General features: G+C 66.0%; 19 protein-coding genes. 11 read left to right on the top strand and 8 right to left on the bottom strand.

What is annotated here, in order from left to right:
* Nucleotides 1–135 precede the first annotated feature (135 nt).
* Nucleotides 136–810, top strand: a complete 675-nt coding sequence (locus tag NMB43_RS18535; RefSeq protein WP_494349649.1) for a flagellar basal body L-ring protein FlgH — start codon at nucleotides 136–138, stop codon at nucleotides 808–810.
* 27 nt (nucleotides 811–837) lie between these two features.
* Here NMB43_RS18535 and NMB43_RS18540 read toward each other — a convergent pair whose 3' ends face one another.
* The gene (locus NMB43_RS18540) at nucleotides 838–1,341 is read right to left on the bottom strand and encodes a hypothetical protein (RefSeq protein ID WP_494349650.1); all 504 of its coding nucleotides are present in this window, start codon (nucleotides 1,339–1,341) and stop codon (nucleotides 838–840) included.
* A gap of 264 nt (nucleotides 1,342–1,605) precedes the next feature.
* Between NMB43_RS18540 and NMB43_RS18545 the strand changes: the two genes are divergently transcribed.
* Together NMB43_RS18545 and NMB43_RS18550 are read left to right on the top strand one after the other, a co-directional pair.
* Complete coding sequence (locus NMB43_RS18545) at nucleotides 1,606–2,448, top strand: sensor histidine kinase (protein WP_494349651.1); 843 nt, start codon at nucleotides 1,606–1,608, stop codon at nucleotides 2,446–2,448.
* A complete protein-coding gene (locus NMB43_RS18550; RefSeq protein WP_494349652.1) occupies nucleotides 2,445–3,110 on the top strand; it encodes a response regulator in 666 nt (221 codons plus the stop codon). The genes NMB43_RS18545 and NMB43_RS18550 overlap by 4 nt, the downstream gene beginning before the upstream one ends.
* A 7-nt stretch (nucleotides 3,111–3,117) precedes the next feature.
* Here the strand turns inward: NMB43_RS18550 and NMB43_RS18555 are convergent, their stop codons facing one another.
* The 3 genes from NMB43_RS18555 to NMB43_RS18565 form a co-directional block, all read right to left on the bottom strand.
* Nucleotides 3,118–3,600, bottom strand: coding sequence for a hypothetical protein (locus NMB43_RS18555; RefSeq protein WP_494349653.1), 483 nt, complete (start codon nucleotides 3,598–3,600; stop codon nucleotides 3,118–3,120).
* A 145-nt stretch (nucleotides 3,601–3,745) separates the two neighbouring features.
* Complete coding sequence (locus tag NMB43_RS18560; RefSeq protein WP_494349654.1) at nucleotides 3,746–5,230, bottom strand: pectate lyase family protein; 1,485 nt, start codon at nucleotides 5,228–5,230, stop codon at nucleotides 3,746–3,748.
* Nucleotides 5,231–5,386: 156 nt separating this feature from the next.
* Complete coding sequence (locus NMB43_RS18565; RefSeq protein ID WP_494349655.1) at nucleotides 5,387–6,244, bottom strand: hypothetical protein; 858 nt, start codon at nucleotides 6,242–6,244, stop codon at nucleotides 5,387–5,389.
* 248 nt (nucleotides 6,245–6,492) lie between these two features.
* On the opposite strand from NMB43_RS18565, the gene aroE reads away from it, so the two are divergent.
* The gene (gene aroE, locus NMB43_RS18570; protein ID WP_494349656.1) at nucleotides 6,493–7,317 is read left to right on the top strand and encodes a shikimate dehydrogenase; all 825 of its coding nucleotides are present in this window, start codon (nucleotides 6,493–6,495) and stop codon (nucleotides 7,315–7,317) included.
* A 63-nt stretch (nucleotides 7,318–7,380) separates the two neighbouring features.
* Here the strand turns inward: aroE and NMB43_RS18575 are convergent, their stop codons facing one another.
* Both NMB43_RS18575 and NMB43_RS18580 read right to left on the bottom strand, forming a co-directional pair.
* Nucleotides 7,381–12,591, bottom strand: a complete 5,211-nt coding sequence (locus tag NMB43_RS18575) for a pectinesterase family protein (RefSeq protein ID WP_494349657.1) — start codon at nucleotides 12,589–12,591, stop codon at nucleotides 7,381–7,383.
* Nucleotides 12,592–12,670: 79 nt separating this feature from the next.
* The gene (locus tag NMB43_RS18580) at nucleotides 12,671–13,276 is read right to left on the bottom strand and encodes a PEP-CTERM sorting domain-containing protein (protein ID WP_494349658.1); all 606 of its coding nucleotides are present in this window, start codon (nucleotides 13,274–13,276) and stop codon (nucleotides 12,671–12,673) included.
* A gap of 447 nt (nucleotides 13,277–13,723) precedes the next feature.
* Here NMB43_RS18580 and rsmB point away from each other — a divergent pair, with 447 nt between their 5' ends.
* From rsmB to NMB43_RS18615, 7 genes are all read left to right on the top strand, one after another.
* Nucleotides 13,724–15,079 (top strand): 16S rRNA (cytosine(967)-C(5))-methyltransferase RsmB, encoded by a 1,356-nt coding sequence (rsmB, locus tag NMB43_RS18585; protein ID WP_494349659.1) that lies wholly within the window; start codon nucleotides 13,724–13,726, stop codon nucleotides 15,077–15,079.
* Nucleotides 15,036–15,641, top strand: coding sequence for a DUF4390 domain-containing protein (locus NMB43_RS18590; protein ID WP_494349660.1), 606 nt, complete (start codon nucleotides 15,036–15,038; stop codon nucleotides 15,639–15,641). Before rsmB ends, NMB43_RS18590 begins: the two co-directional genes overlap by 44 nt.
* A gap of 10 nt (nucleotides 15,642–15,651) precedes the next feature.
* Nucleotides 15,652–17,769: a sensor histidine kinase gene (locus NMB43_RS18595; RefSeq protein WP_494349661.1), complete on the top strand. Its 2,118-nt coding sequence runs from the start codon at nucleotides 15,652–15,654 to the stop codon at nucleotides 17,767–17,769.
* Nucleotides 17,770–17,826: 57 nt separating this feature from the next.
* Nucleotides 17,827–19,068: a sigma-54-dependent transcriptional regulator gene (locus tag NMB43_RS18600; protein WP_494349662.1), complete on the top strand. Its 1,242-nt coding sequence runs from the start codon at nucleotides 17,827–17,829 to the stop codon at nucleotides 19,066–19,068.
* The gene (locus tag NMB43_RS18605; RefSeq protein WP_494349663.1) at nucleotides 19,065–19,856 is read left to right on the top strand and encodes a hypothetical protein; all 792 of its coding nucleotides are present in this window, start codon (nucleotides 19,065–19,067) and stop codon (nucleotides 19,854–19,856) included. Before NMB43_RS18600 ends, NMB43_RS18605 begins: the two co-directional genes overlap by 4 nt.
* A 289-nt stretch (nucleotides 19,857–20,145) precedes the next feature.
* Complete coding sequence (gene ttcA, locus NMB43_RS18610) at nucleotides 20,146–21,006, top strand: tRNA 2-thiocytidine(32) synthetase TtcA (RefSeq protein WP_494352169.1); 861 nt, start codon at nucleotides 20,146–20,148, stop codon at nucleotides 21,004–21,006.
* A gap of 5 nt (nucleotides 21,007–21,011) precedes the next feature.
* Nucleotides 21,012–21,947: an FHA domain-containing protein gene (locus NMB43_RS18615; protein WP_494349664.1), complete on the top strand. Its 936-nt coding sequence runs from the start codon at nucleotides 21,012–21,014 to the stop codon at nucleotides 21,945–21,947.
* Between the two features lie 76 nt (nucleotides 21,948–22,023).
* Here NMB43_RS18615 and hprK read toward each other — a convergent pair whose 3' ends face one another.
* Nucleotides 22,024–22,968, bottom strand: coding sequence for an HPr(Ser) kinase/phosphatase (gene hprK, locus NMB43_RS18620; RefSeq protein WP_494349665.1), 945 nt, complete (start codon nucleotides 22,966–22,968; stop codon nucleotides 22,024–22,026).
* Complete coding sequence (gene ptsN, locus NMB43_RS18625; protein ID WP_494349666.1) at nucleotides 22,937–23,422, bottom strand: PTS IIA-like nitrogen regulatory protein PtsN; 486 nt, start codon at nucleotides 23,420–23,422, stop codon at nucleotides 22,937–22,939. The genes hprK and ptsN overlap by 32 nt, the downstream gene beginning before the upstream one ends.
* Nucleotides 23,423–23,433: the final 11 nt, after the last annotated feature.

Below are 23,433 nucleotides of genomic sequence, written 5' to 3' on the forward strand. Positions count from 1 at the left end.
CCGGACGGCGCGCCACCGCACGTTTGCACAATTCTCCTCAATCCTTGCACGCGGCCTCCATGCTGGCTGCAAAGTGGGCCGGAATAGTGGGGCTCCGTTGCCGGCCCTGTGGTCGGTGCCTGCCCGGAGCCCGCCATGCCCCACTTTGCCCGCCTCCCCCTCGCCCTGCTGTCGTGTGCGCTCGGCGCTTGCGCCCCCGCCAGTCTGACCCTGCCGACCAAGCCGCCGGTTCCCCAGCCCAGCCCCTTCGCCACGGTGGAGGGCAATGGCTCGATCTTCCGCGCCGGCTCATCCATGCTGCTGTTCGAGGACCTCTCCGCCTACCGCGTGGGCGACGTGCTGACGGTGGAGATCGCCGAGTCCATGAGCAGCAGCTCCAAGCAGGACATCAAGTCCTCCAGTGAAAGCAGCATGAAGTCGACCGGCACTGGCGCCACCGACGACATGAGCAGTCTGCTCAAGACCCTGTTCAACCTGGACCTGAGCAACACCACGACGAGCAAGGCGAACAGCAAGGACGAGATCACCACCAGCCAGTCCCTCAACGGCAACATCACCGTCTCGGTGATCGACGCGCGCCCCAGCGGCATGCTCACGGTGGCGGGCGAGAAGCGCATCCGCAGCGGCGGCTCGCAGACCACGCTACGCTTCTCGGGCCTGGTCAATCGCCGCGACATCCGCCAGGGCAATGTAGTGTCTTCCAAGAAGGTGGCCGACGCGCGCATCGAGCGCATCGGCGAGGGCGCAGTCACCGACCCTGGCACGCTCAACTGGCTGGGCAGGCTGTTCCAGTCCGTGATGGATATCTGAGCCGGCCAACCCACTGCGCGCGCGCCGCTATTGCCCGCCGGCCAGCAAGGTGTCGAGCATCGGCTCGATCTTGGCCGAGGTACTGGCCCACTTGTCGAAGCCCAGGCCGCGCACGCCGTAAGTCGCCGCCGCCAGCAACTGGCCATCGCGACGCAAGGTGAGGCGCGCGAAGCTCATGTAAGGCAGGGCCTCGACGCTGGCCAGGCGGGTGTCCCAGTCGCGCGTGGCCTCGTAGTTGAGTACCGCATCGCAACCATAGGGCGCGGTACCCGGAGCATAGACACGGGAGGCCACGCCGCGTCGCAGCAGACCGCTCTGCACCGCGGGCAGGAACTCGGCCACGGTGACCTGCACGTTGAGTTCGACGCATACGTTCTTGACCGCCAGGCGCGGCAGGGACTGCGGTGCTTGCCGATCGGCCAGGGCCGAGGCCTCCATGCTGGCCGAGATGATCACGTCGGCCGCCTCGCGCACCGAAATGCGGGGGCCGACCAGGGAGCAGCCCGCCAGCCCCAGCACGATGAATGCCATCGGAATCACGCGGGCGGCGGACCCAGAACATGAATTTACACAACCGCCAGAAAACATAACGCCCCCCAATGCTCGACACCCACCCCGCAGTTGCTAGCATCCGGGGCGACGCTCAGATGCTCGAAGACATCTGACCGCAATTACGACGCAATGTGTGCCGGGGCGGAGCCCGGCACGGCAAGTTCCCTCTTGCGTGCATCGTCCTTGCACACTGTGCAGTCGCTGCGCCGGACCGGACCGCGCCCTTCGCCAGCCTGGGAAAGCATGAGAAGCACCGTCTGCCTCGCCATCCTCTTCATCGTGACGGCCGGCCTCCACCACGAGGCCATCGAATGGCATGCCGTCACGCCTGCCCCCGACGGACTGATCGGGCGCTGGGCGCTCGCAGCCCTGCCTGCCGCGTGGCTGACGGCCTGCGTCGGACTGTGCCTGCGCCACGCCCATCGGCGGCGGGACAGGCTGGCCGACCTGGCACACGAGATGCGCGCCGTACTGGCACTCATGCAAGGCGAACTCGCCGCCGCACAAGATGGCCTGCAACGCGTCAACACAGACTTCCTGCCACGCCTGCAGAACGACATCCATCTGCTCGACCAGTTGACGCGCGGCCTCGCCCGTGACGATGCCGCGCGCGCCTTCGGCCAGCCCGGCCGACGCGTGCCCATCGAGTTGCAGGACTGCATCCGCCAGGTGGCCGAACGTTTCCGGCACACCATGGCGCAGCAGCGCCTGGGCTGGCAGCTCGCCTACGATACCGACTGCCGGCTGCACGCCGACCCCGTTGCCCTGGCCCAACTGTTCGGCAACCTCATGAGCAACACCCTTCGCCATGCCGGTCCCGGCAATGTCCTGCAGGTGCGTGTGCGCCGCATCGGCGGCAGCCTGCTCGTGCGCTGGGAGGATTCCGGCCCCGGCGTGGCGGACGGCGCGCTGCCGAGGCTCGGCCAGCGCGGCTTCCGCGCCCACCCGGAGCGGCCGGGAAGCGGGCGCGGGCTGGCAATCGCGCACGACATCGTCGCGGCACATGGGGGGACGCTGCATTTCTCGCGTGGCGAGCATGGCGGCCTGTGCGTCGAGATCCGCCTGCCGGAGGGCCTGGCTTCATGACGGGAGAACCGATCCTGATCGTGGAGGACGAGCCCCGGCTGGCGGAACTGCTGGGCGCGTACCTGAGCGCCGAAGGCTACCCCTGGGTGTGGCAGGCGCGCGGCGACACCGCGCTGGACTGGCTGGGCCGCCACACGGCGGCCCTGATGCTGCTCGACGTGGTACTACCCGGGCGCAACGGGCTGGAGGTGTGCAAGCAGGTGCGCCAGTCCTCCGATCTGCCGATCATCATGCTGAGCGGGCGCGCCGATGAGGTGGACCGGCTGATCGGCCTGGAACTGGGGGCCGACGACTACGTCTGCAAGCCCTTCAGCCCACGCGAAGTGGTGTCACGCGTCAAGGGCGTGCTGCGCCGCTGTCGCCCCACCCCCGCTACGCCCAGCCCCCTGCATCTGGACGACGCGGCCTACCGCGCGAGCCTCGACGGACGGGATCTCGGGCTCACCGTGGTGGAGTACCAGTTGCTGCGCCAACTGGCCGCGCGACGTGGCCAGTTGTTCACGCGCAGCCAGTTGATCGCCGGCATGTATGCCGACCACCGCGTGGTCTGCGAGCGCACGGTGGACAGCCACATCAAGAAGATCCGCCGCAAGATCGACGCCATCGACCCGCAGGCCAACCTGATCCAGGCGGTCTACGGCATGGGTTACCGCTGCAACTAGGACGGGCTTACTTCACGGTATAGCCACGCCCTTCCAGGCAGGCCGCCTTGGCTTTCTGGTAGGCCGCATTGCCTTGCTGCTGTTGCGTGCTGACGGCCTGTTGCTGTTGCGCCGCCTGCTGCTCCTGCGCGCGTGCCTGCTGCCGACGCTGCGAGCGCTGGGCTGCGCCGCCGGCCACCATGCCGACTGCCGCGCCCTTGCCCACATCCTCGTCGGCAATGCCGGCCACCACCGCCCCCGCAGCCGCACCGCGCACGCGCCCCCCGCTAGGGGCAGGGGCTGGCGCAGGGGCCGGCGCCGGGGCGGCCGCCACCGGCTTGGCCGGGTCGACGCCGGTCTGGCCAACCGCCCAGTTGTGGCATTCGTAATCGTCCTGCTTCTGCTGTTCGGCCGACTGGCCCTTGGCCGGGTAGACGTACTGCGCCGCAGCCTGGCCCGTCAGGCCCAGCCCCAGCACGAGAGCCGACAGGAAGAATGGAAGTCTGCGCATAAATCACCCCTCATCCAGTAATTGAGTTTTTTGTGGACTACCTGCTGAGCTTAGCGCAGCCAGAGACCGCTCAGCCTTCAACAAGAAAAAAGCCGCCCGACCCTGCGGGCCGGACGGCTCATCTTTCACTGCCAGGCAGATCGACTCAGAGCTTGCCAGCCCCTGCATTGGCCTGCACATGGGCCTTCACCTCGGCCGCCGGCAGCGGGGCCTTCGGGTAGGTCGGCGTGAAGCCGGCGTCCTCGATCTTGGCCTTGGGGTCGGCCGCCTTGCGCGCCGCCACCAGGTCAGCCGGCTTGCCGTTCACCATGCTGCCCTTGTCGGTGAACTTGGTCCCGCCCTGCTGGATGAAAGCGAACTCGGCGCCACCGTTCTTGATCTCGAAGACGTTGTTCTCCGAGAAGATCGAGCCTTCCCTGCCCACCGCCAGCGCACCACGGAAGATGTTGTGCTTGGGCGCGAGCTTGAGGATAGCCTGGTGGTTCTCGTAGCCGTTCAGCTTGGGATCGCTGTTTCCTGCGGCATCGCCGATGAACACGTTGTTGTAGCTGCTGATCTTGCCGTAGCGCACGCGCGGCAGACGCTGGCCGCTGTTCTCGAACCAGTTGTGGCGATAGGTGGCGTTGAGCTTGCCGGCATCGGAAGTCAGGCTGTCGCTGCCCCCGATGAGCGAGGTCTTGTCGTGATCCTTGAACACGTTGTAGCTCAGGGTCACGAAGTCGCCGCCATTGGTGATGTCGACCAGACCATCGTGATGCTGCACCTTCTGCTCGACCTGGTTGTGCGGGAAGGGATAGACCGGCGGGAACTTGCTGTCCGGACGGTCACCATCGTTGAAGGTGCAATGGTCGATCCACACACGCTTGCCGCCGTTGACCGAGATGTTGTCGTACTCGGAATTCCAGCGGCCGCCGGGGCACAGTTGCGGGCCCTTGGTGGCGTCCACATAGGCTTCCTGGCAGCCCGGGTAGCTGCTGTCGACGCGCCAGGAATCGCCCGGATCCCAGGCCGGGAAATAGTCGAAGGCATCCTGGAACTCGATGTTGCGGATGATTACGTTCTCGGTGCCGGCACCGATCATGAGGTTGCCCTTGACGATCTTGGCATCCTTGCCCACGCCGATGATCGAGGTGTTGGAGCTGACGTTGATGACAATGCGCTTCTTCTGCTTTTCAGCAGAGCGATCGCGCGCCTCTTCCAGCGGGCCGGTCAGCTTGCGTACCGGGCGACCCTTGTCCAGCTTCTGATTCCAGGTGGCTGGTGCATAGGCCTTCACATAGGCGTCGAAGTTGTAGCCGGGCTCGGCGTAGTCCTTCTCGAAGAGTTCCTTGTTGTTGTCGTCGACGGACAGATTGATCGTGCCCTTGACGTAGATGATCTTGGGCACATTGCCGACGCTCAGCGCCTTGACCAGTTCGGCACGATTGCTGACGGTATAGATGTTGGCCGCCGCTGCCTTGGCGCCGCCATCGACACCGCCGCCCACAGCACCCCAGCCATCATTGGCCGCCAGCACCTGCCGACCAAGTTCCGAGCCCGCAGCGGGCGACTTGCTGTCGCCGCTCCCGGCACATCCCGCCAGCAGGACGCCGGCAGCCATCAGTGACACGGTCACAACCTTCAATTCCATAGCCTTCTCCTCGATCATGCTCTTTTAACAAGTGCCCTGCTGGGCCCAAGCCTGCACTGAATTTGTATCAATCCATCGGATGGTAGCGCAGCCTGCGCGATATCGTGCACCCGCCCTGCAGATGCTGCGCGAATAAAGCCCGCACATTGCGCCGCATCATCTTGCAGCCGCCCCACCCGCCGCAGTCGCGGCCCCCTCCTGCGCCCGCCCCGTGCCACGCAAGCGCGTCAGACGCTGCAGCAGGTCGAACCAGAATGGCGCACCGAACAGGGCCGAGCTGGCAGTCACGAGCCAGCCGCAGATCATCAACGCCCACGCCGCCAGCGTGTCGGGCACGCCCTGCCAGCCGACCGGCAACTGGTTCAAGGCCACGATCACATCGCTCATCCGGCTCGGGGTGTCGGCCAGCGGCAAGGCCGCCACCAGGGCAGGATGGACCCACAGGCTGCGGAACAACTGCAGGGCGTCGATGTTGAACAGGGCGGCGACCAGCAGGGCCACGCCGAAGCTGATCGCCTGGGTGCGCCGCTTGTAGGCGCCGGACACGCGCTCCATGCCGGCATCGAACCAGTCGGCAATCGCCTGCTGCAGGCCGGAGATGTCGCCAGCGGCACGCTGGTACATGCCCAGCAACAGGCGCTTGAGCTGCGGGTCGCTGACCGTGTCGAGGCGTGCGCGCAAGGCGGCTGCCTCGCCCGAGGCGCCTTGCAGGGTTTCGATCAGGGCCAGGGCAAAGCCACGCGAGGGGATGTAGGACGGCAGATGGCGCAACTCACCTTCGCTGCGCGCCTGACCGCTGTCGCGCGGATTGACCAGGGCATGGTTGTAGAGCTCGCGCGCCAGCCCATCGAAAGCCGGATCGTTGAGCAACTGCTTGATGCCGTCGAGCAGGGCGTGGGCGCGCAAGCGCAGCAGCGAAGCGATCGCCTCGTTGATGGCGCTCGCCAGCAAGGACACGGAGGCAAAGCAGAAGCTCATGCCGATGGCGACTTCGAGGACGGTGCTGTTGAACATCGTGCACTCCGAGGGTCAGTGCGTATCCACTTTCGCCGCGCCGGAGAGGGCGCCGTGGCAACGGGCAGACCCTGGCATCGAGCGGCCTGCGACGAACCGGCAATCTACCCCAATCTAAGCGTTTCGTGCCGCGCGGAAGAAATGCGGCCCGCACACGGCGCATGACGAAGACGTCCTACAATACGCGCCCGTTCCCGCGCACCGCCTGAACGCTCAGACGCGTGCGCCGCACTCCAGGAGTCCATCGCATGACCGACCGCTACGCCATCATCGGCAACCCCATCGCCCAGGCCAAGTCCCCTGCCCTGCAGATGGCCTTTGCGCGCCAGACCGGGCAGGACATGGAGTACGGCGCCATCCTCGGTGAGCTCGATGGCTTCAAGGACGCGGTGCGTCAGTTCCAGCGCGAGGGCGGGAAAGGCATGAACATCACCATGCCCTTCAAGCTGGAGGCTTTCGCGCTGGCCGACGAATTGACCGAGCGCGGCCGCGCGGCCGGCGCCATCAACATGTTCACGCTGCGTGCCGACGGCACGATCCTCGGCGACAACACCGACGGTTTTGGCATCACCCGCGACATCACCCACAACCTGGGGCGCAGCTTCGGCGGCAAGCGGGTGCTGGTGCTGGGCGCCGGCGGGGCCGTGCGCGGCGCGCTGCTGCCCTTCCTGGCCGAGCAGCCGGCCGAGATCTTCATCGCCAACCGCACGGCCAGCAAGGCGGTGGAACTGGCGCAGCAGTTCGGCAGCTACGCCAAGGGCTGCAAGCTGGCTGCAGGCGGTTTCGCTGACATCAGCGGCCGCTTCGACCTCATCATCAACGGCTCTGCCTCCAGCATGACCGGCGAAGTCCCCCCGCTGCCGGTGGGCGTGTGGGATGGCGACAGCCTGGCCTACGACATGGCCTACAAGAAAGAGCCGACCGCCTTCGTGCTCGCGGCGCGCGCAGCCGGCGTGAGCCTCGCGGCGGACGGCCTGGGCATGGTGGTGGAGCAAGGCGCGGAATGCTTCTGCCTGTGGCGCGGCATCCGCCCGGACACCGCGCCGGTGATCCGCGAACTGCGCAACGCCTGAGCGGCGGCGGCGCAAAAAAACGGCGGCCATACAGGCCGCCGTTATTCTTTGAAGCGTACCGGGCTAGTTGCAGCTCAGGCTGTAGGCGCTGATGTTGACCGTGGCCGAGGACTCGGTGCGGAACATCAGGAAAGACCCGCCGCTGAAACCCGCCGTGCTCAGGTTGATCGGGTAGCTCGCCTGGCCCGCGACGATACTGCTGGCCACCACGTCGACCACGCGCGACAGCGTGCCATGCGGCGAGTTCGCACCGCCGGTGGTGTTGTTGTCGACCGTCACCTGGAACTTGCCCGTGCCCGTGCCCGCGCTGTCGAAGGTGATGGCCAGCGTGCACGCCTTGCCCACGATGTCGAAGATCCCGCCCGGCGACGTCGATGCGGTCGTCGCAGTCGTCGCCAGCGCGCCGATCGTAAAGCGCGCACCGGCCAGCGTGACCACGCCGTTGGTGACAGTCGGGCTGCCGCCGGCCTTCACATACATCGCCGTGCTGGTACCCGGCAGGCTGGCGTAAGCGGCGGTGAAGAGCGTGCTGGTGCTCGCGCTGTCGAAGTTGTCGCTGTAGCTGGCCGTCAAGCCACCCGAGGAACTCCCGCCCCCCGACGAACTGCTCGATGAGCCCCCCGAGGAGGAGCTCGACGAGCCGCCCGAAGAGCTGCTCGAACTGCTGGAACCGCCACCCGACGAAGAGCTGGACGAGGACGAGCCACCGCTCGACGAACCGCTGCTGCAGCCGCTCGCCGACGCGCCCAGCTTGCCTGCCCCCGCCGTCTGCGGAATGCTGCACTGGAGATTGAGCGGCGCAGCCTCAGCCACATAGCCGTAAGGCGGCGTCCAGTTGGCCGTGCTGGCATAGCCGCAGGCCGCCATCGTGGCCGACACGTCCTGCCCGGCCGGCAGGTATTTCACACTCTTGAGCCAGGTGTTGCTCTGGCGGAAGGCGACGCTGCTGCCGTGATCGGAGGTGATCTTGTTGCAGGCCTCCGTCTCCTTGGTGGGCTCCACGTTCCACAGGGTACTCTCCATCAGGACGTCGCCCTTGTAGCCCATGCCCACGCCGGATTCGAACTTCTGCACCGTGGTGGCCTCACGGTCCGCCTCGACATAGGTGTTGAGGATGTGCACCTGACCCCAACGCACCCGCGGGATGCGCGCACCGGTGTCCTTGTAGAAGTTGTCACGCAGGGTCACATGAAAGCGGTTTTCGTCACTCCATTGACGACCCGAGTCGCTGTTGGAGATCAGCGTCGTCTTGGCGTGGTCGCGGAACTGCGAGTTGCTCACCGTCACGTAGTCGGAGCCGCGCACGATATCGAGCGCGCCGTCATGACGCGTGCCGCCACCGTTGTTCTTGACCACTACCTCGTTGTACTGACCGTCGGTGACCGTGACGTGATCGATCCACACGTTCTGCGCCATCGCCAGCACGACGCCGTCATAGTAGGCATCCGCGCTGCCTTCCGGCTGCACATCCCAGTTGGTCTGGATCCACAGGTTGCGCATGATCACGTTGCGCGTCCAGCCGGGATAGCTCTCCTGGCTGCCGCCACCGTTGATCCAGCACTTGTAGTCGGCCTCACCGCAGGCGCCTTCGACCTCCTTGCCGATCTCGATCTGCGCAGAGATCAGGCGGGCGGGCGAACCATCCGGCGCATTGATGCCGACGAAGGTGGTGTTGGACGGGATGACGATGGAAGAGCCCTTCTGGTCGTCCCAGCTCGTCCACTCGCGGAACACGCCATCGTCATCCACGCGCATGTCGATGTTGCCGTACACGCGGATGATCTTGGGTTCGTTCTTCGCTTCCTTGAGCGCATCGAAGATGCACTTCTTGGTGCCGCAGGTGTAGATGCGGTTGGCCGCGGCCGACGCCCCGCCCGTCACGACCAGGGGGACATGATTGCCAACGACACCGTTGCCACGGTAGTAGCTGTGCCAGCCGTTCACCGGCGCGTGCTCGCGCTCAAACGTCAGCACACCACCACTCGGATCGCTGGCGATGACCGGGTAGGCCGTGGGCGTGCCCGGCGCAGGTGTCGCAACACTCACATGACCCGCTGTGTTGATGGGGTCGTTTGCCGCGCGATAGGAACGCACGCCCATGGTGGCAAAGCCGGTCCAGCCATTGAGCGGTGAGGCAGTTGTGTTGGTCAGCGTCTTCGCATCAATGCCGGCAACCGCCCCACCCGAGGAGCTGCTCGACGAACTGCCCGAGGAAGAGCCGCTGGACGATGAGCTGCTAGAGCTGCTCACGCCCCCGCTGCTGGAGCTAGACGAAGAGCTGCTCGACGAGGAGCTGCTGGACGAACTCGAACTGCTCGACGACGACGTACCCGTCGTGGTGTTGTATTCAAACAGCCGGTTCGGCGGGAACACTGTGGCCGCGCCACTCCAGGTCACGGTCTGCGAATCGGTCGGATTGAAGGGCCGGTTGGTCGTGGCCGCCGGCCCCCATGGCGCGACAGAGTTGAAGAACGGGCCCAGCGTCGAATCCCGCACCACCAAGGAACCGTTGGGGACCGACACCCCGCCCGCAAGCAGCGTGTAGCCGCCACTGCTGTCATCCCAGGCACGCCCCAGGCGCAGCGTGCTTACGTCGACCAGCGCCGGGTTGTCGGTCGTGAAGAGCGTGTTGATCGCCAGGAAGCCGTAGGGATAGACCTGCGGATGCGAAGGCGCGAAGACATAGCCACTGCTAGTGCGCGCGGTCAGCGACTTCACGACCGAGCGGTCCAGCACCAGCACCGCGCGGCCGAAGATGAAATCGACATCACCTTCGATGTAGCTGTTGACCACGTAGACCCGGGCCATCGTGCCGGTACTCGTCGACTTCGGCTGGAAGGTGTCCTGGTGGCCCAGCAGACGCACATTGTCGAGGATCACCTGGTCGCCGGTGGTCGTCAGCGCGACCGCCTGCAGGCCGCTGGTGGCCGTGCTCTCGTCGAAGTCGTTGGCGATCGTCAGGTTCTTGGCCTGGAAGCCGTTGGCATAGGCGAGGAAGGTCGAGCTGCCGCTGGTGCCGTAGGTCGTCGCGCCACTACGCCCCTCGCAAGCATTGAGCACGTCACTCGCCACCTTGGCCGTCCCGTTGGCCTTGTTGTTGACGATGACAACGGAGGAGGCATCGCTGCTCAGGCCATACAACGTGATCGGCGGCGCATTCTTGATGCACACCTGCTCGCGATAGATGCCCGGCTTGATCTGCATATACACACGCGCCGTGCCGCCCGCAGCAATGGCCGCGCTCACCGCGGCCTGCACCGTGGTGTGGGTGCCGCTGCCATCCGCCGCGATCACGTAGCTCGGCACGAAGCTCGACACATCACCGATGCCATTGGCCAGCGGGTTCCAGTTGTCGGTCACCAAGGCCTCGATCGGACCAGCCTTGGACAGCATGTTGAGCGGGGTGTAGGCCGCCGCCTCTGCCGCCGTCAGAATGGGGCGCTGAATGACGACGCCACCACTTGAACTCGACGAGGAACTGCTCCCACCCGAGCTGGAGGACGACGAGGACGAGCTGGTCGTGCCGCCGCCGGAGCTGGTCGAGGAACTGCTGGAACCGCCGGACGAAGAGCTGGAAGAGGACGAGCTGCTGCCGCCCTCGTACGCATAGGTCTCGAACTCCTGGATCGCAACCGGCGCCGAGGCGCCCAGCACCACCAGACAGATCTTGTTGGTCGTGACCGCGCCAGGCAGGATGATCGTGGCTTCGCTGCCGATCTTGTTGCCGATCGCCAGCACGCCCTTGGAACTACCACCGTTCCAGTCCTCCAGGCTCCACGCGGTGAGCACGTCGCCCTGCTCGCGCAGGATCACCTTGCCCAGGGTCTTGGCACCCGAACTCCACTTCACGCAGATGCGCTCATTGGCATTGGCCGTGGCCGGCGTCCAGGTGGTCACCAGATTGCCGTCGATCACGTTGGCATAGGACGCGCCCGTACCCTTGCTGGTCCCGTCGGCCCCTGCGCCGATGGACAGATTCGTCCCGCCCGAGCCGGAGCTGCTGGAGGCCGCCCCGCCCGAAGAGCTGGACGAGGTGGAAGAGCCGGACGAACTGGAGGAACTGCTGGAGGACGAGGAGCTCGACGAGCTGCCCGGCACCTTGCCACCATCCGACAGCACGCGGATCTTGCCCACGCCCGCATTGGCCAGCACGCTGGTCTTCACCAGCAGCGCCGGCTTCAGCTTGTAGGTGTAGGGCACAGTCCAGGTCACGACATCCGGGATGCCGGCGCACGCGCCCAGCGCCTTGCCATTGAGCAAGGAGCCGCTGTCCTTGAAGTTGCCGGCGGCCGGCGTGTTCATGTTGACGACCACGTCGTTGCAGCTTGCCGCACCGTCGATCGTGAACAGGTTGTTCTGCGACAGGATCTTCGCCGCCTTGCCCACCCCCACGCTGTAGAGGTGCGGGTAGACCGGGTGCGACTTGCTGCCCACGTACAGGTTGTTGAACAGGTGAATCTGACCGAAGCGCACGCGCGGCGCGCGCTGTGTGATGTTGCTCCACAGGTTGTCGCGGAAGGTGATGGTCAGGTGACCCTCGTCGATGGTCGAGCTGTCCGAGGAGCCGATCAGGTTGTTCTTGTCGTGCAGCTCGAAGATGCTGTTCGAGACGGTCACGAAATCCGAGCCGTTCTTGATGTCCAGCGAACCGTCGTGGCATTCGCGCACCTTGCCGTTTTCGATCGGCAAGGTGTCATTGGTGACCGGGGAGTCGGTGAAATGAACGTGGTCGATCCACACGTTCTTGGTGCCCTGCACGGTCACGCCGTCGAATTCGGAGTTCCAGGCACCGGTGGGGCCATCGCTCGGGTCCCACACAGGCCGCACATCGCAGGGATTGACGATCTTCAGGTTGCGGATGATGACCTGCTGGATGTTGCTGACCATCACGTAGCCATTGATGATCTGCGCGTTGTTGCCGACGCCGACCAGGGTCGTGTTGGCGGTCAGGCGGATCAGCGCGCGCGCCTTCTGGTCATTGAAGTCGGCGTAGGGCGTGCCCTCGCTCATGTCGATGCTGCCAAGCACGCGGATGATCTTCGGCAGCGTGCCGGCCTCGGCAATCGCGGCAAGCAACTGCGTGCGGTTGGACACGTTGTAGATGTTCGCCGTGGCGGCATTGGCGCCGCCCACGGTGCCGCCGTTCTGGCCGGCCCAACCATCGGTCGGGGCCACCTCGAACGAGGCGTCGGGCGCTGCGGTCTGTGCCACCGCCAGCCAGGCCGCCACGGGGGCCGCCACCAGCAGAAGACCTTTCAGGACTCGCTTGTTCATTCTCACTCCTCCAGCAAGTGACGCGCAGCGCCGGCCCACACGAGAGGGCCGGCACACTGCGCAGGAAGGGGATCAGGGATCAGGCGCGGCCGCGACGGGCCAGTTGCAGGCCCAGCAGGGCCAGCGCCAGCAGCGACAGGGCCGCCGGCTCGGGCACCGTGCCTACCTGGGCGAAGCCGATCTGGGCGGTGAATGTCGAGTAGAGGCCAGACCAAGCGATGCCGCTGAGGTCCAAGCTGACAGTCTGGGCGTCGATCACGCTCAGGATGCCGCCCAGGTCGCTGGAGCTGAAGCTCGCGATGGACGCGCCCAGGCCGGCGAAGCTCAGGCTCACCGCCTGCGAGCCGGCCACCATGGGCGCCAGGGGATCAACCAGGTTGGAGACCTGCACCAGGCCCGTCTCATCGACCAGGATCCAGTAGAGCTGGTAAGGCGAGCCATCCGGCAACACGGAGAAACTGCCGTCGGATTCGGTCACCGCGGTGATCAGGCCCGCGGGTGAACTGGTGATCAGGCTGCTGTTCTCGCTGACATCACCGCCAACCATCACGGCACTCTGCCCGGATTGCAGGCCGGACACGGCATAGCCGCCAGTCACGACCGCATTGCTCAGGGGGGCGGCCAGCAAGGCCTGGGAAAGGAGCGCCCCGAACAGGAACGCGAACCACTGTGCTTGCTTGAACATCTGTGTCTCCTCCACTTCGTTTTTGTACTGCGCGCCCATCGGCCCGGTAGGCCGGCTCCGCAGGTACTGCTGCGCGTCGAATGGCGCGAGGCTTCCGTGAGCAAATTGCGAACCAAGCCTGAAAACAAGCGAAAAACCGTGTCATTGATCACTGTTTGAAACGCGATCTGTAAAATATGCCGACAACTTTCCTGCCCGATAAACCACCCCCGCTCCCCCGACTTACGCACAGAACACCTTGCGCGCAGGCCTTTTCAAACGGGCCGAAACGCCCTGCTTCGCCTTTAAACGCCCTTGCTCAGTGCATAGATTCAGGACACTTTGTATTAGAACAATGGACAATACTGTCGCCCAACCCCCTTGTCCCGGCAGGGAACGCATTGCGTGCCCCTCGTCAAAGGTGTACAAGGCCTTTCCCCGCTGTACGCCTACACCTTACGGAAGTTCATGAATCAAGCGCGCCGCTCGGCCCCCCCCCGCCGCTCCCCCGATGCCGCCCGGTCCCTGCCGCCCCTCCCCCCCGATTCGCTAGCCCTGGCGCTCACAGCCGCCGCCCAGGCCATCGCTTGGGTCCGCTCCGGCAGCGCCCTGAATGACGGCCTGGCCAGCCTGTGGGCGCGTTATCCCGAACTGGACAGCGGCGGCCGCGGCGCGGTGCAGGACATGGTGTACGGCACGCTGCGTGACTACGGCCGCGCCGACTGTCTGCTGGGCCGATTGCTCCAGCAGCCGCTGACCGAACCCACTATCGACGGCCTGCTGCGGGTCGCCCTGCATCGTCTGGAACACCGGCCAGACACCGCCCACACGGTGGTCGACCAGGCGGTCGAAGCGGCTGCGCGCATCGCCCGCGGCGGCCTCAAGGGGCTCGTCAACGGCGTGCTGCGCAATGCCCTGCGCCAATGGGACAGCCTGCTGGCCGCCTGTGCGCGTGACGAGCAGGCACAGTGGCGCCACCCTGCCTGGTGGATCGCGGCGCTGCGCCAGCAGCGCCCGCAGGACTGGCAGGCGATTCTGGCGGCGGGCAACACCCATCCGCCGATGAGCCTGCGCATCAACCCGCGCCGCAGCTCGCTGGCCCAGGCCCAGGCAGCGCTGACCGCCGCCGGCATCGCCACGCACGCACTGGGGCCAACAGCTCTTCAATTGGAAAAGCCGGTGTCCGTCGCCAGCCTGCCTGGCTACGCCGAAGGCCTGCTGTCGGTGCAGGACTGGGGGGCACAACAAGCGGCAGCACTCCTCGATCTGCAGGACGGCCAGCGCGTGCTGGATGCCTGCGCGGCGCCCGGCGGCAAGACCACCCATATGTTGGAATGCGCACGCCTGGATCTGCTTGCGCTGGATCTGGACCCGCAGCGTGCCGCCCGCGTCGAGGGCCAGCTCGCCCGCCTGGGCCTGCACGCCGAAGTGCGCGCGGCCGATTGCCGCCAGCCGGCCGGATGGTGGGACGACCGCCCCTTCGACCGCATCCTGGCCGATGTACCCTGTTCGGCATCGGGTGTCGCGCGCCGCCACCCGGACATCAAGTGGCTGCGCCAGGCTGGCGATGTTGCAAGTTTCGCAAGCACCCAGCGCGAAATCCTGGACCGCCTATGGCCACTACTGGCGCCGGGCGGGAAAATGCTTTATCTCACTTGTTCGGTCTTTGCCGAGGAAAACAGCTTGCAGATCGCGCGCTTTGTCGCCGCCCACGCTGAATGCGAGCGCCTTCCCTTGCCCGACGGCCAGCTCGAACAGCAGCTCTTCCCCAATGCCGAGCATGACGGCTTCTACTTCGCGCTCCTTCGCAAGCGGCCTGCCTGACTGGCGCCGCCTGCTCGCCCTGTGCTGCCTGCTGTGGCTGGGCTGGCAGACGCCGGCGCGAGCCGAGGAGAGCGCAATCGAGCTGCAGTACTTCGAGATCGTCGCGACCGACAGCCAGTACCTGGTCAACGCCAGTGCCCGCCTGAAGGGCAACCAGCGCCTGGAAGACCTGATCGAGGCCGGCGTCAGCATCCCCTTCGTCATCGAGTTCGTGCTGACGCGCCCACGCTGGTATTGGACGGATGAAGTGATGGTGCAGCGCAGCCTGGACATGCGCCTGTCCTTCCACGCCCTGACACGCCAGTACCGGGTGACGGTGGGCTCCCTGCACCGCAGCTTCCCCAACTACGAAGATGCCCTGGCTGCCATCTTCTCGGTGCGCAACTGGACGGTCAGCGACCTCGCCCGCCTGCGCCGTGGTGAATCCTATGGCGCAGCACTGCGCATGCGACTGGACGTCGCCCAGCTCCCCAAACCCTTCCAGGTCGCCAGCATCGGCAACCGCGACTTCGACATCAACACCGGCTGGGTGAAGTGGACCTTCCTCGCCGCCGCCGATTGAGGCTGTCGCCATGCGCCGCCTGATCCTGATCATCTCGGCTTTCGGCGCCATCCTGCTGTTCCTGCTCGCCTCGGCGGGCACCCAGAACACCTTGTTCGCCCAGAACTACCGCCTGCTGATGGGGCTCAACGGCGCCATCGCGCTGGCCCTGCTGGTGCTGGTCGCAATCCAGTTGCGCAGCCTGTGGCGCGAGTACCGCCAGCGCCAGTTCGGCTCCCGCCTCAAGCTCAAGCTGATGGGCGTGTTCCTGATCCTGGCCATCGTGCCGGGCAGCATCATCTACCTGGTGTCGGTCCAGTTCGCCGTGCGGTCCATCGAACCCTGGCACAACGACCGCGTCGATAGCGCGCTGCAGGAAGGTCTCAGCCTTGGCCGCGCCGCGCTCGACACCCTGCTCGACCAACTTGCCGAGCGCAGCCACAACGTGGCGCTGGAGCTCAGCGAGGGCGGCGAACTGCCCAGCCTGCGCGCACTCTCACGGGCCCGCGAGCAGCTCTCGGCGGATTCGATCACCCTGCTCTCGGTCACGGGCCGTGTGTTGCTCTCCAGTGGTGAGATGAGCCACGGCCTGATGCCCGACGTGCCCTCCTCGGGCCAGTTGCGCCAAGCCCGCCAGGCGCGTGGCAGCAAGGCGGTGGAAAGCGATGGTGCAAACCGCCTGGTAATGCGTGTGGTGGTGCCACTGCCGACACGCCAGTTGAGCGCCGACCCCCTGCTGCTGCAAGTGACCTCACTGGTGCCGGACGAACTGGCACGCAGTGCCGAAGCCATTCAGGAGCTGCACAGCACCTATCAGGAGCTGCTGCTGGCGCGTCAGGGGCTCAAGCGGATCACCATCGTCACCCTGACCCTGGCCTTGCTGCTGGCGATGTTCGCCGCCATGGCCTTCGCTTTCCTGCTCGCCCGCTCGCTGACCGCACCGCTGCTGATCCTGGCCGAGGGCACCCAGGCCGTGGCCGCGGGGGACTTCACCCCACGCCAGGCGCTGCCCGCACGCGACGAGCTGGGCGTGCTGACGCAGAGCTTCAACCGCATGACCCACCAGTTGCAGGAAGCGCGGGCCCAGGCCGAGCGCAGCCGCGCGGCGGTGGATGCGGCACGGACCTATCTGGAAGGCGTGCTGACCAATCTGTCGGCCGGCGTGCTGGCCTTCTCGGCCGACGGCCACCTGCGCGCGGCCAACCGCGGCGCGATGACCGGCCTGCGCGACGAACTCAAGGGCTACGAGCAGACCACCCTGGCCGAATGGCCTGCCCACACGGTCTTCCGCGACGCCGTACTGCGCGGCTTTGAGCAGCATGAGGGCGACTGGCACGAGCAGATCGAGATCCACCACCCGGACGACAGCGTGCAGACCCTGCTGCTCCACGGCGCGCGCCTGCCGGAGCAGGGCGGCGGCGGCTACGTGGTGGTGTTCGACGACATCTCGGCGCTCATCTCGGCGCAGCGCAACGCAGCCTGGGCCGAGGTCGCGCGACGCCTGGCGCACGAGATCAAGAACCCGCTGACACCGATCCAGCTCGCCGCCGAGCGCCTCGAACACAAGCTCGCCAGCCAACTCGGTGAGAGCGAGCGCGCCATGCTGTCGCGCTCGATCCACACCATCGTCAACCAGGTCGAGGCGATGAAGACCCTGGTCAACAGTTTCCGCGACTACGCCCGCCTGCCACCGCCCACGCTCAGCCCGGTCGATCTCAATGCCCTGATCCGCGAAGTGCTGGTGCTGTACGAGAGCAGTCGCGCCACCATCAACGCCGAGTTGGGCGCGGGCCTGCCGCCGGTGCTGGCCGATTCCAGCCAGTTGCGCCAGGTCATCCATAACCTGCTGCAGAACGCGCAGGACGCGGTTGCCGAGCAGGATCCGGCCCATATCAGCCTCACCACCCACCATGACGGCCGCCGCATCGAACTGGCAGTGCGCGACAACGGCCCGGGCTTCCCCCCTGGCATGCTCAACCGCGCCTTCGAGCCCTATGTCACCACCAAGACGCGCGGCTCGGGCCTCGGACTCGCCATCGTGAAGAAGATCGTGGAAGAACACCGCGGGGAGATCCTCCTCGCCAACCTCGCTGGCGGCGGCGCCGAGATCCGCCTGCGCCTGCCACCGGCGATCACCCACGCTGGATGATGTGTATCCGGCGCAACATCCTTAGCATTTTTCCAACAGTCTGCTAGTCTCGCGGCCATGGCGAAGATCCTGGTTGTTGACGACGAAATGGGTATTCGCGAGCTGTTGTCGGAAATCCTCAGCGACGAGGGCCACACCGTGCAGCTCGCCGAGAACGCAGCGAGCGCCCGCGCGGCGCGCCAGGCGGCACGGCCCGACCTCGTCCTGCTCGACATCTGGATGCCCGACACCGACGGCGTCACCCTGCTCAAGGAATGGGCCGCCAACGGCCAGCTGAGCATGCCGGTGATCATGATGTCCGGCCATGGCACCATCGACACTGCGGTGGAAGCCATCCGCTTCGGCGCGCTCGACTTCCTGGAAAAACCGATCGCCCTGCAGAAGCTGCTCGCCACGGTCAAGCGCGGCCTCTCCAAGCAGCAACCCAAGAGCCGCGCCCACCTCACGCTCGCCACCTTCACCCGCTCACCCGCGCTGCGCGACCTCAAGAAGCGCCTCGACCAGATCATGAGCCGCAGCCGTACCCTGCTGCTGCGCGTCAACCGCGGGTCCATCGCCGAACTGTGCGCGCGCAGCCTGCAACGCGCCGAAGGGCATTGGCTGGACCTCGGTGCCATGACCGTGCCGCTCGAACTGCAATCGCTGGAGACTGCACGGGGCGGCATCCTGTACGCCGACAACCTGCGCGCGCTGACCCGCCCCCAGCAAAAGAATCTGGCCTTCGCCCTGGAGCGCCTCGAACGCTACGATCTGCATCTGGTGTGCGCCTGCGACGTGCTACCCGACCAGTTGCTGGCCGAGGGCTGGGACGCCAGCGTGCTGCGCCGCCTGTTCGAGGTCGCACTGGTGCCGCCTTCGCTCAACGACATCCGCGACGACATCCCGGAGCTGGCCACACAGATCGTGCTGCACCTGGCCGACAGCGGTGACATCCCGCCGCGCAGCCTCAGCACCGGCGCCCTCAACGCCCTGCGCAACACCACTTGGCAGGGCGGCATCGCCGAGCTGAAGGCCACCATCCGTTCGCTGGCGCTGAGTGCCCTCGATGAGGAAATCGACGCCGACGCAGTGACCGCCCTCACCCGCCAGAGCAACCATCTGGCCGACGCCCTGCCACTGGATCTGCCGCTGCGCGAGGCGCGCGAAACCTTTGAACGCATCTACTTCGAGCACCACCTGCAGCTCGAGGACGGCAACATCACGCGCCTGGCCGACAAGACCGGCCTCGAACGCACCCACCTCTATCGCAAGCTCAAGCAACTGGGTATCGCCCTGGGACGCCGCGGCGACACGCCATGATCAGTCGTCTACGTCTGCATGCCTTGGTTTGCGCCACGGCTTGCGCAGTCGCAGCCGGCAATTCAGCTGCCGCGCTCCGCTTCACCGCCGAATACAGCCTGTCGGTCACCACGAGCAAGCAGGAGCCGGCACAGGCCTCCCTCACGACCAAAGCCCTGAGGGGCAGCCTGTCGATGCTTGGTGGCAGTGTAGAAGCCGGCAAGCTCACGGACGAAGTGTCGATCGACGGCGAGCGCTACAAGATCACCGCGCAGGGCAACGCCTCCACTGCCCTGCGCACACTCGTCCCCAGCGCCAGCCTGAGCCGCAGCAGCGAAGGTCGCTTCGGCGGTGGCTATCCGGCTTCCAGCCGTTTCATCGAAAAGCGCGGCAGCAAGGAGCCTGTCACGGTCCAGATCGACTACCGGGCACGCACTGCCACCTATTGGCGCGGCAAGGAGCAACGCAAGGTCGAGCAATTGCAGTATCGCCTAGCCGATGCGGCCTCGCTGGCCTACGTGTTCTTCCGCCAACCGCCCGCGCGTGGCAGCGTCACGATCGCCGCCACCGACGGACTGTCCACCCGCCTGCTGGTCATGGATCCGCGCGACGACCAGGTGGAAGTCGGCGGGCGCAAGATCGCGGCCACCCACTGGACGCGCCGGCCCAGTACCGACGGCGGCAGCTTCGAGCTGTGGGTGCGCAAGGAGGATGGCTTCCCGCTGCGCCTGCGCCTGGGTCTGTCGGAGAAGTACGGCATCGCCCTGCACCAGCAGCTCAAGCAACTGCCGGCCCTGGCCGAGCGCTGACCCGTCACAGATTTCTACGCTCACTCGTACGGATCCACGGCATCATGCGCCGCCCACTGGCGGCGGAGACTCCATGCGTCGGTTGGCGGGCGGCGGCTGCCCGCCTGCGGCGTAGAGTCCCTGCAGGTGCCACCTTGCAGGCGTGACGGCGGGCACGATTGTGCGCCGCATCAAGCCCTATAATCCTATCGCCAGCTTCGCACCGGACATACACCTCGTGGACACGACCCGCCTCTCCCGCCCCGAACTCTCGGGCCACGCCCAGCGCCTGCAGAAACACCTCCTGCGCATGGTCGGCCAGGCCATCGTCGACTATTCCATGATCGAGGATGGCGACGTGGTCATGGTGTGCTGTTCCGGCGGCAAGGACTCCTACTCCCTGTTGAGCCTGTTGCTCGAACTGAAGCGCCGCGCGCCGATCGACTTCAAGCTCATCGCGATGAATCTCGACCAGCGCCAGCCGGGTTTCCCGGAAGACGTGCTGCCACGCTACTTCGAATCCATCGGCGTCGACTTCCATATCGAGACCCAGGACACCTACTCCATCGTCAAGGAGAAGATTCCCGAGGGCAAGACAACCTGCTCGCTGTGCTCGCGCCTGCGTCGCGGCATCATCTACCGCTGCGCGCGTGAGCTGGGCGCCACCAAGATCGCCCTGGGCCACCACCGCGAAGACATCATCGAAACCATGTTCCTGAACATGTTCTTCGGCGGCAAGCTCAAGGGCATGCCCCCGAAGCTGCTCAGCGACGACGGCCAGCACATGGTGATCCGCCCGCTGGCTTATTGCGCCGAGAAGGATCTGGAAAAGTTCGCGCGTGCCATGGCCTACCCGATCATCCCCTGCAATCTGTGCGGCTCGCAGGAGAATGCCCAGCGCAAACAGATCAAGGCCATGCTGCAGACGTGGGATGCAACGCACCCGGAGCGCCTGCGCTCGATCTTCACTGCCCTTCAGAACGTAGTGCCCAGCCACCTCGCGGATGGCAATCTGTTCGACTACAAGGGGCTGACCCGCGAGGCCACCCTAAAGGAAGGGGACATTGTGTTCGATGAAGCAGAGGTATGTGCTTCACCCGAACCGGCCGCCGCGGTGCACTGGATGAGCCGGGATAAAGACAATGTACTGATTGAGTCGGAGCCGCTTTGAACACCATGAGTCCCCCGGCCGCCACCTGCGTGCTGGTCGCCGAACTGACCGGCGCCGAGGCCTTAACCCAGAAGCTGGGCGTACGCGAGGCGGAACGCGCCATCGAGCGTGGCCGCGCACGCGCCGCACGCGCGGTCGAAGCCTATGCCGGCCACACCCTGGTCACCGAAGGCCAGCGCCTGGTGGTCGGCTTCTCGCGTTGCGACAACGCCGTGCTGGCCGCCAACGACATGCGCGAACGCGTCAGCCAGTTGCCCCCGGTATCCGGCATCTCGCTGGCCCTGCGCATCGGCGTGCATGCCGGCCCGACCGACGCCGACAGCACCACGGGCTACGCCGGCCAGTTGCTGGCCGCAGCCGGGCGCGACCAGATCCTGATCAGCAGCGAGGCCGCCGAGCAACTGTCGGAAGCGATCCGCAACCAGATCACGACACAGCAGGCACTGTCAGTGGACAGCAAGGCCGTGTATGAGCTACGCGAAGATGTGTCGGGCATGCGTGCCAGCCAGCACAACACGCCCTTCTTCAGCCGCTCGCAGACCAACTTCAGCGATGTGGTTGTCGCGGCCGATGCCGGCCCGCCCTCCGTCGCGCCGATCTCCAGCGCCCCGCGTACCCGCCTGATGCTGCGCCACCAGAGCGCCAGTTACATCGTGTCGCAGACCCACCCGGTCATGCTGGCCGGGCGCGAGGAAGGCAACGACCTGGTCATCGCCGACCGGCGTGCGTCGCGTCACCATGCCCGCATCGAGTTCCGCAATGGCACCTACATGCTGATCGACACCAGCACCAATGGCACCTACCTGGTCGACGATCATGGGCTGGAGGTGATCCTCAAGCGCAGCGAATGTCAGCTGCCCGAACGCGGGCGCATCGGCTTCGGTTACTCACCACAAGAGATCGGCGTCGAGGCCGCACTGTTCGACATCGGGAACAAGTAAGAGAAGCGATACTTCAGACGACAAACAACAAAGCCGCGTACTCCGCGGCTTCGTTGTTTGTCGCTGTGCCTGGTCCTCAGTGTTCGAAGGGGTCTTCCTGATCCAGGGCCAGGCGCTGCCGCTCCACAAACTCCTGCGTGGAGTCGATGCCGCGCAACTGCAGGATGGTGTTGCGCACCGCAGCCTCCAGCAGCACCGCCAGGTTGCGCCCGGCCGCCACCGGCAGCACCGTGCGGCGCACCGGCACGCCCAGGATGTCCTGGTCCTCGTCGTCCAGCGGCAGGCGCAAGGGCTCGTCGTCGCGCGCACCGCGCCGCTGCAGGTGGACGATCAGCTTGAGCTTCATCTTGCGGCGACAGGCCGTCTCGCCAAAGATAGTGCGGATGTTGAGAATGCCCAGCCCGCGCACCTCAAGAAAGTCCTTGAGCATTTCGGGGCAGCGCCCCTCCAGCACGCCGGAAGCGACGCGCGAGATCTCCACCACGTCGTCTGCCACCAGGCCATGGCCACGCGAGATCAGTTCCAGCGCTAATTCGGACTTGCCGGCACCGGAATCACCGGTGATCAGCACCCCGACGCCCAGCACGTCCATGAACACGCCATGCAGGGAAACGCGCTCCGCCAGCTTGCGCGACAGGTAGGCGCGCAGCACGTCGATGACGCGGGCGGATTCCAGTGGCGAGGCCAGCAAGGGCACGCCCACGTCCTCACAGTTGCGCCGGATGATGTCGGGCACTTCGCAATCGTCGGCCACGATCACGCCCGGCGGCGATGACGCAAGGATGCCCAGCAGGTGATGCTCCAGCTTGTCACGCGCCTGGCGGCGTGCCCACGCGAACTCCGCCTCGCCCATGACTTGCAGGCGATTGGGGTGGATCAGGTTGAGGTGGCCCACCAGGTCAGCCGGCCACACCTTGTTGTCGGTGACGGTGAGATAGCTGTCGAGCCGGCCTGCGATGTGGCGCAGGCGCAGGGCCGTCCGGTTGGCCTCAAACAGCTGGGCGATGCTCGTGCGTCGCATGGGGATCCCATCCGGCGAAGAGAGTGGCGACCGTCGCCACATCCTGCGCGTCTGCCAGACTCTCGCGGAACGCACGGTCACTGAACATCTGCGCCAGTTCGGACAAGAGCTGCAGATGGCTTTCGTTGGCCTGTTCCGGCACCAACATGATGAACACGAGATCGACCGGTTTATTGTCCGGCGCGTCGAATTCGATCGGCAGCGCCAGTTGGACGAAGGCCCCCACGGCCTCCTTGAGCCCCTTGATGCGGCCGTGCGGGATCGCGATGCCCTGGCCCAGCCCGGTGGAGCCCAGCTTCTCGCGTTGCATGAGGGCGTCGAACACGACCTTGCGCGACAGGCTGTGGCTGGCCTCGAACAAGGCGCCGGCCTGCTGGAATACACCCGCCTTGTCGCCAGCAGTGCAGGCAACCAGGATGTTGGCGGAGGGCAGGATGCGAGAGATCAGGTTCATGCTGGGGTAGG

The organism is Uliginosibacterium sangjuense (assembly GCF_059132465.1).

Bases quoted from the DNA above. Each gene is read 5' to 3' on its own strand.
- NMB43_RS18535 (WP_494349649.1), top strand. From the start codon at position 136: ATGCCCCACTTTGCCCGCCTCCCCCTCGCCCTGCTGTCGTGTGCGCTC.
- NMB43_RS18540 (WP_494349650.1), bottom strand. From the start codon at position 1,341: ATGGCATTCATCGTGCTGGGGCTGGCGGGCTGCTCCCTGGTCGGCCCC.
- NMB43_RS18545 (WP_494349651.1), top strand. From the start codon at position 1,606: ATGAGAAGCACCGTCTGCCTCGCCATCCTCTTCATCGTGACGGCCGGC.
- NMB43_RS18550 (WP_494349652.1), top strand. From the start codon at position 2,445: ATGACGGGAGAACCGATCCTGATCGTGGAGGACGAGCCCCGGCTGGCG.
- NMB43_RS18555 (WP_494349653.1), bottom strand. From the start codon at position 3,600: ATGCGCAGACTTCCATTCTTCCTGTCGGCTCTCGTGCTGGGGCTGGGC.
- NMB43_RS18560 (WP_494349654.1), bottom strand. From the start codon at position 5,230: ATGGAATTGAAGGTTGTGACCGTGTCACTGATGGCTGCCGGCGTCCTG.
- NMB43_RS18565 (WP_494349655.1), bottom strand. From the start codon at position 6,244: ATGTTCAACAGCACCGTCCTCGAAGTCGCCATCGGCATGAGCTTCTGC.
- aroE (WP_494349656.1), top strand. From the start codon at position 6,493: ATGACCGACCGCTACGCCATCATCGGCAACCCCATCGCCCAGGCCAAG.
- NMB43_RS18575 (WP_494349657.1), bottom strand. From the start codon at position 12,591: ATGAACAAGCGAGTCCTGAAAGGTCTTCTGCTGGTGGCGGCCCCCGTG.
- NMB43_RS18580 (WP_494349658.1), bottom strand. From the start codon at position 13,276: ATGTTCAAGCAAGCACAGTGGTTCGCGTTCCTGTTCGGGGCGCTCCTT.
- rsmB (WP_494349659.1), top strand. From the start codon at position 13,724: ATGAATCAAGCGCGCCGCTCGGCCCCCCCCCGCCGCTCCCCCGATGCC.
- NMB43_RS18590 (WP_494349660.1), top strand. From the start codon at position 15,036: ATGACGGCTTCTACTTCGCGCTCCTTCGCAAGCGGCCTGCCTGACTGG.
- NMB43_RS18595 (WP_494349661.1), top strand. From the start codon at position 15,652: ATGCGCCGCCTGATCCTGATCATCTCGGCTTTCGGCGCCATCCTGCTG.
- NMB43_RS18600 (WP_494349662.1), top strand. From the start codon at position 17,827: ATGGCGAAGATCCTGGTTGTTGACGACGAAATGGGTATTCGCGAGCTG.
- NMB43_RS18605 (WP_494349663.1), top strand. From the start codon at position 19,065: ATGATCAGTCGTCTACGTCTGCATGCCTTGGTTTGCGCCACGGCTTGC.
- ttcA (WP_494352169.1), top strand. From the start codon at position 20,146: ATGGTCGGCCAGGCCATCGTCGACTATTCCATGATCGAGGATGGCGAC.
- NMB43_RS18615 (WP_494349664.1), top strand. From the start codon at position 21,012: ATGAGTCCCCCGGCCGCCACCTGCGTGCTGGTCGCCGAACTGACCGGC.
- hprK (WP_494349665.1), bottom strand. From the start codon at position 22,968: ATGCGACGCACGAGCATCGCCCAGCTGTTTGAGGCCAACCGGACGGCC.
- ptsN (WP_494349666.1), bottom strand. From the start codon at position 23,422: ATGAACCTGATCTCTCGCATCCTGCCCTCCGCCAACATCCTGGTTGCC.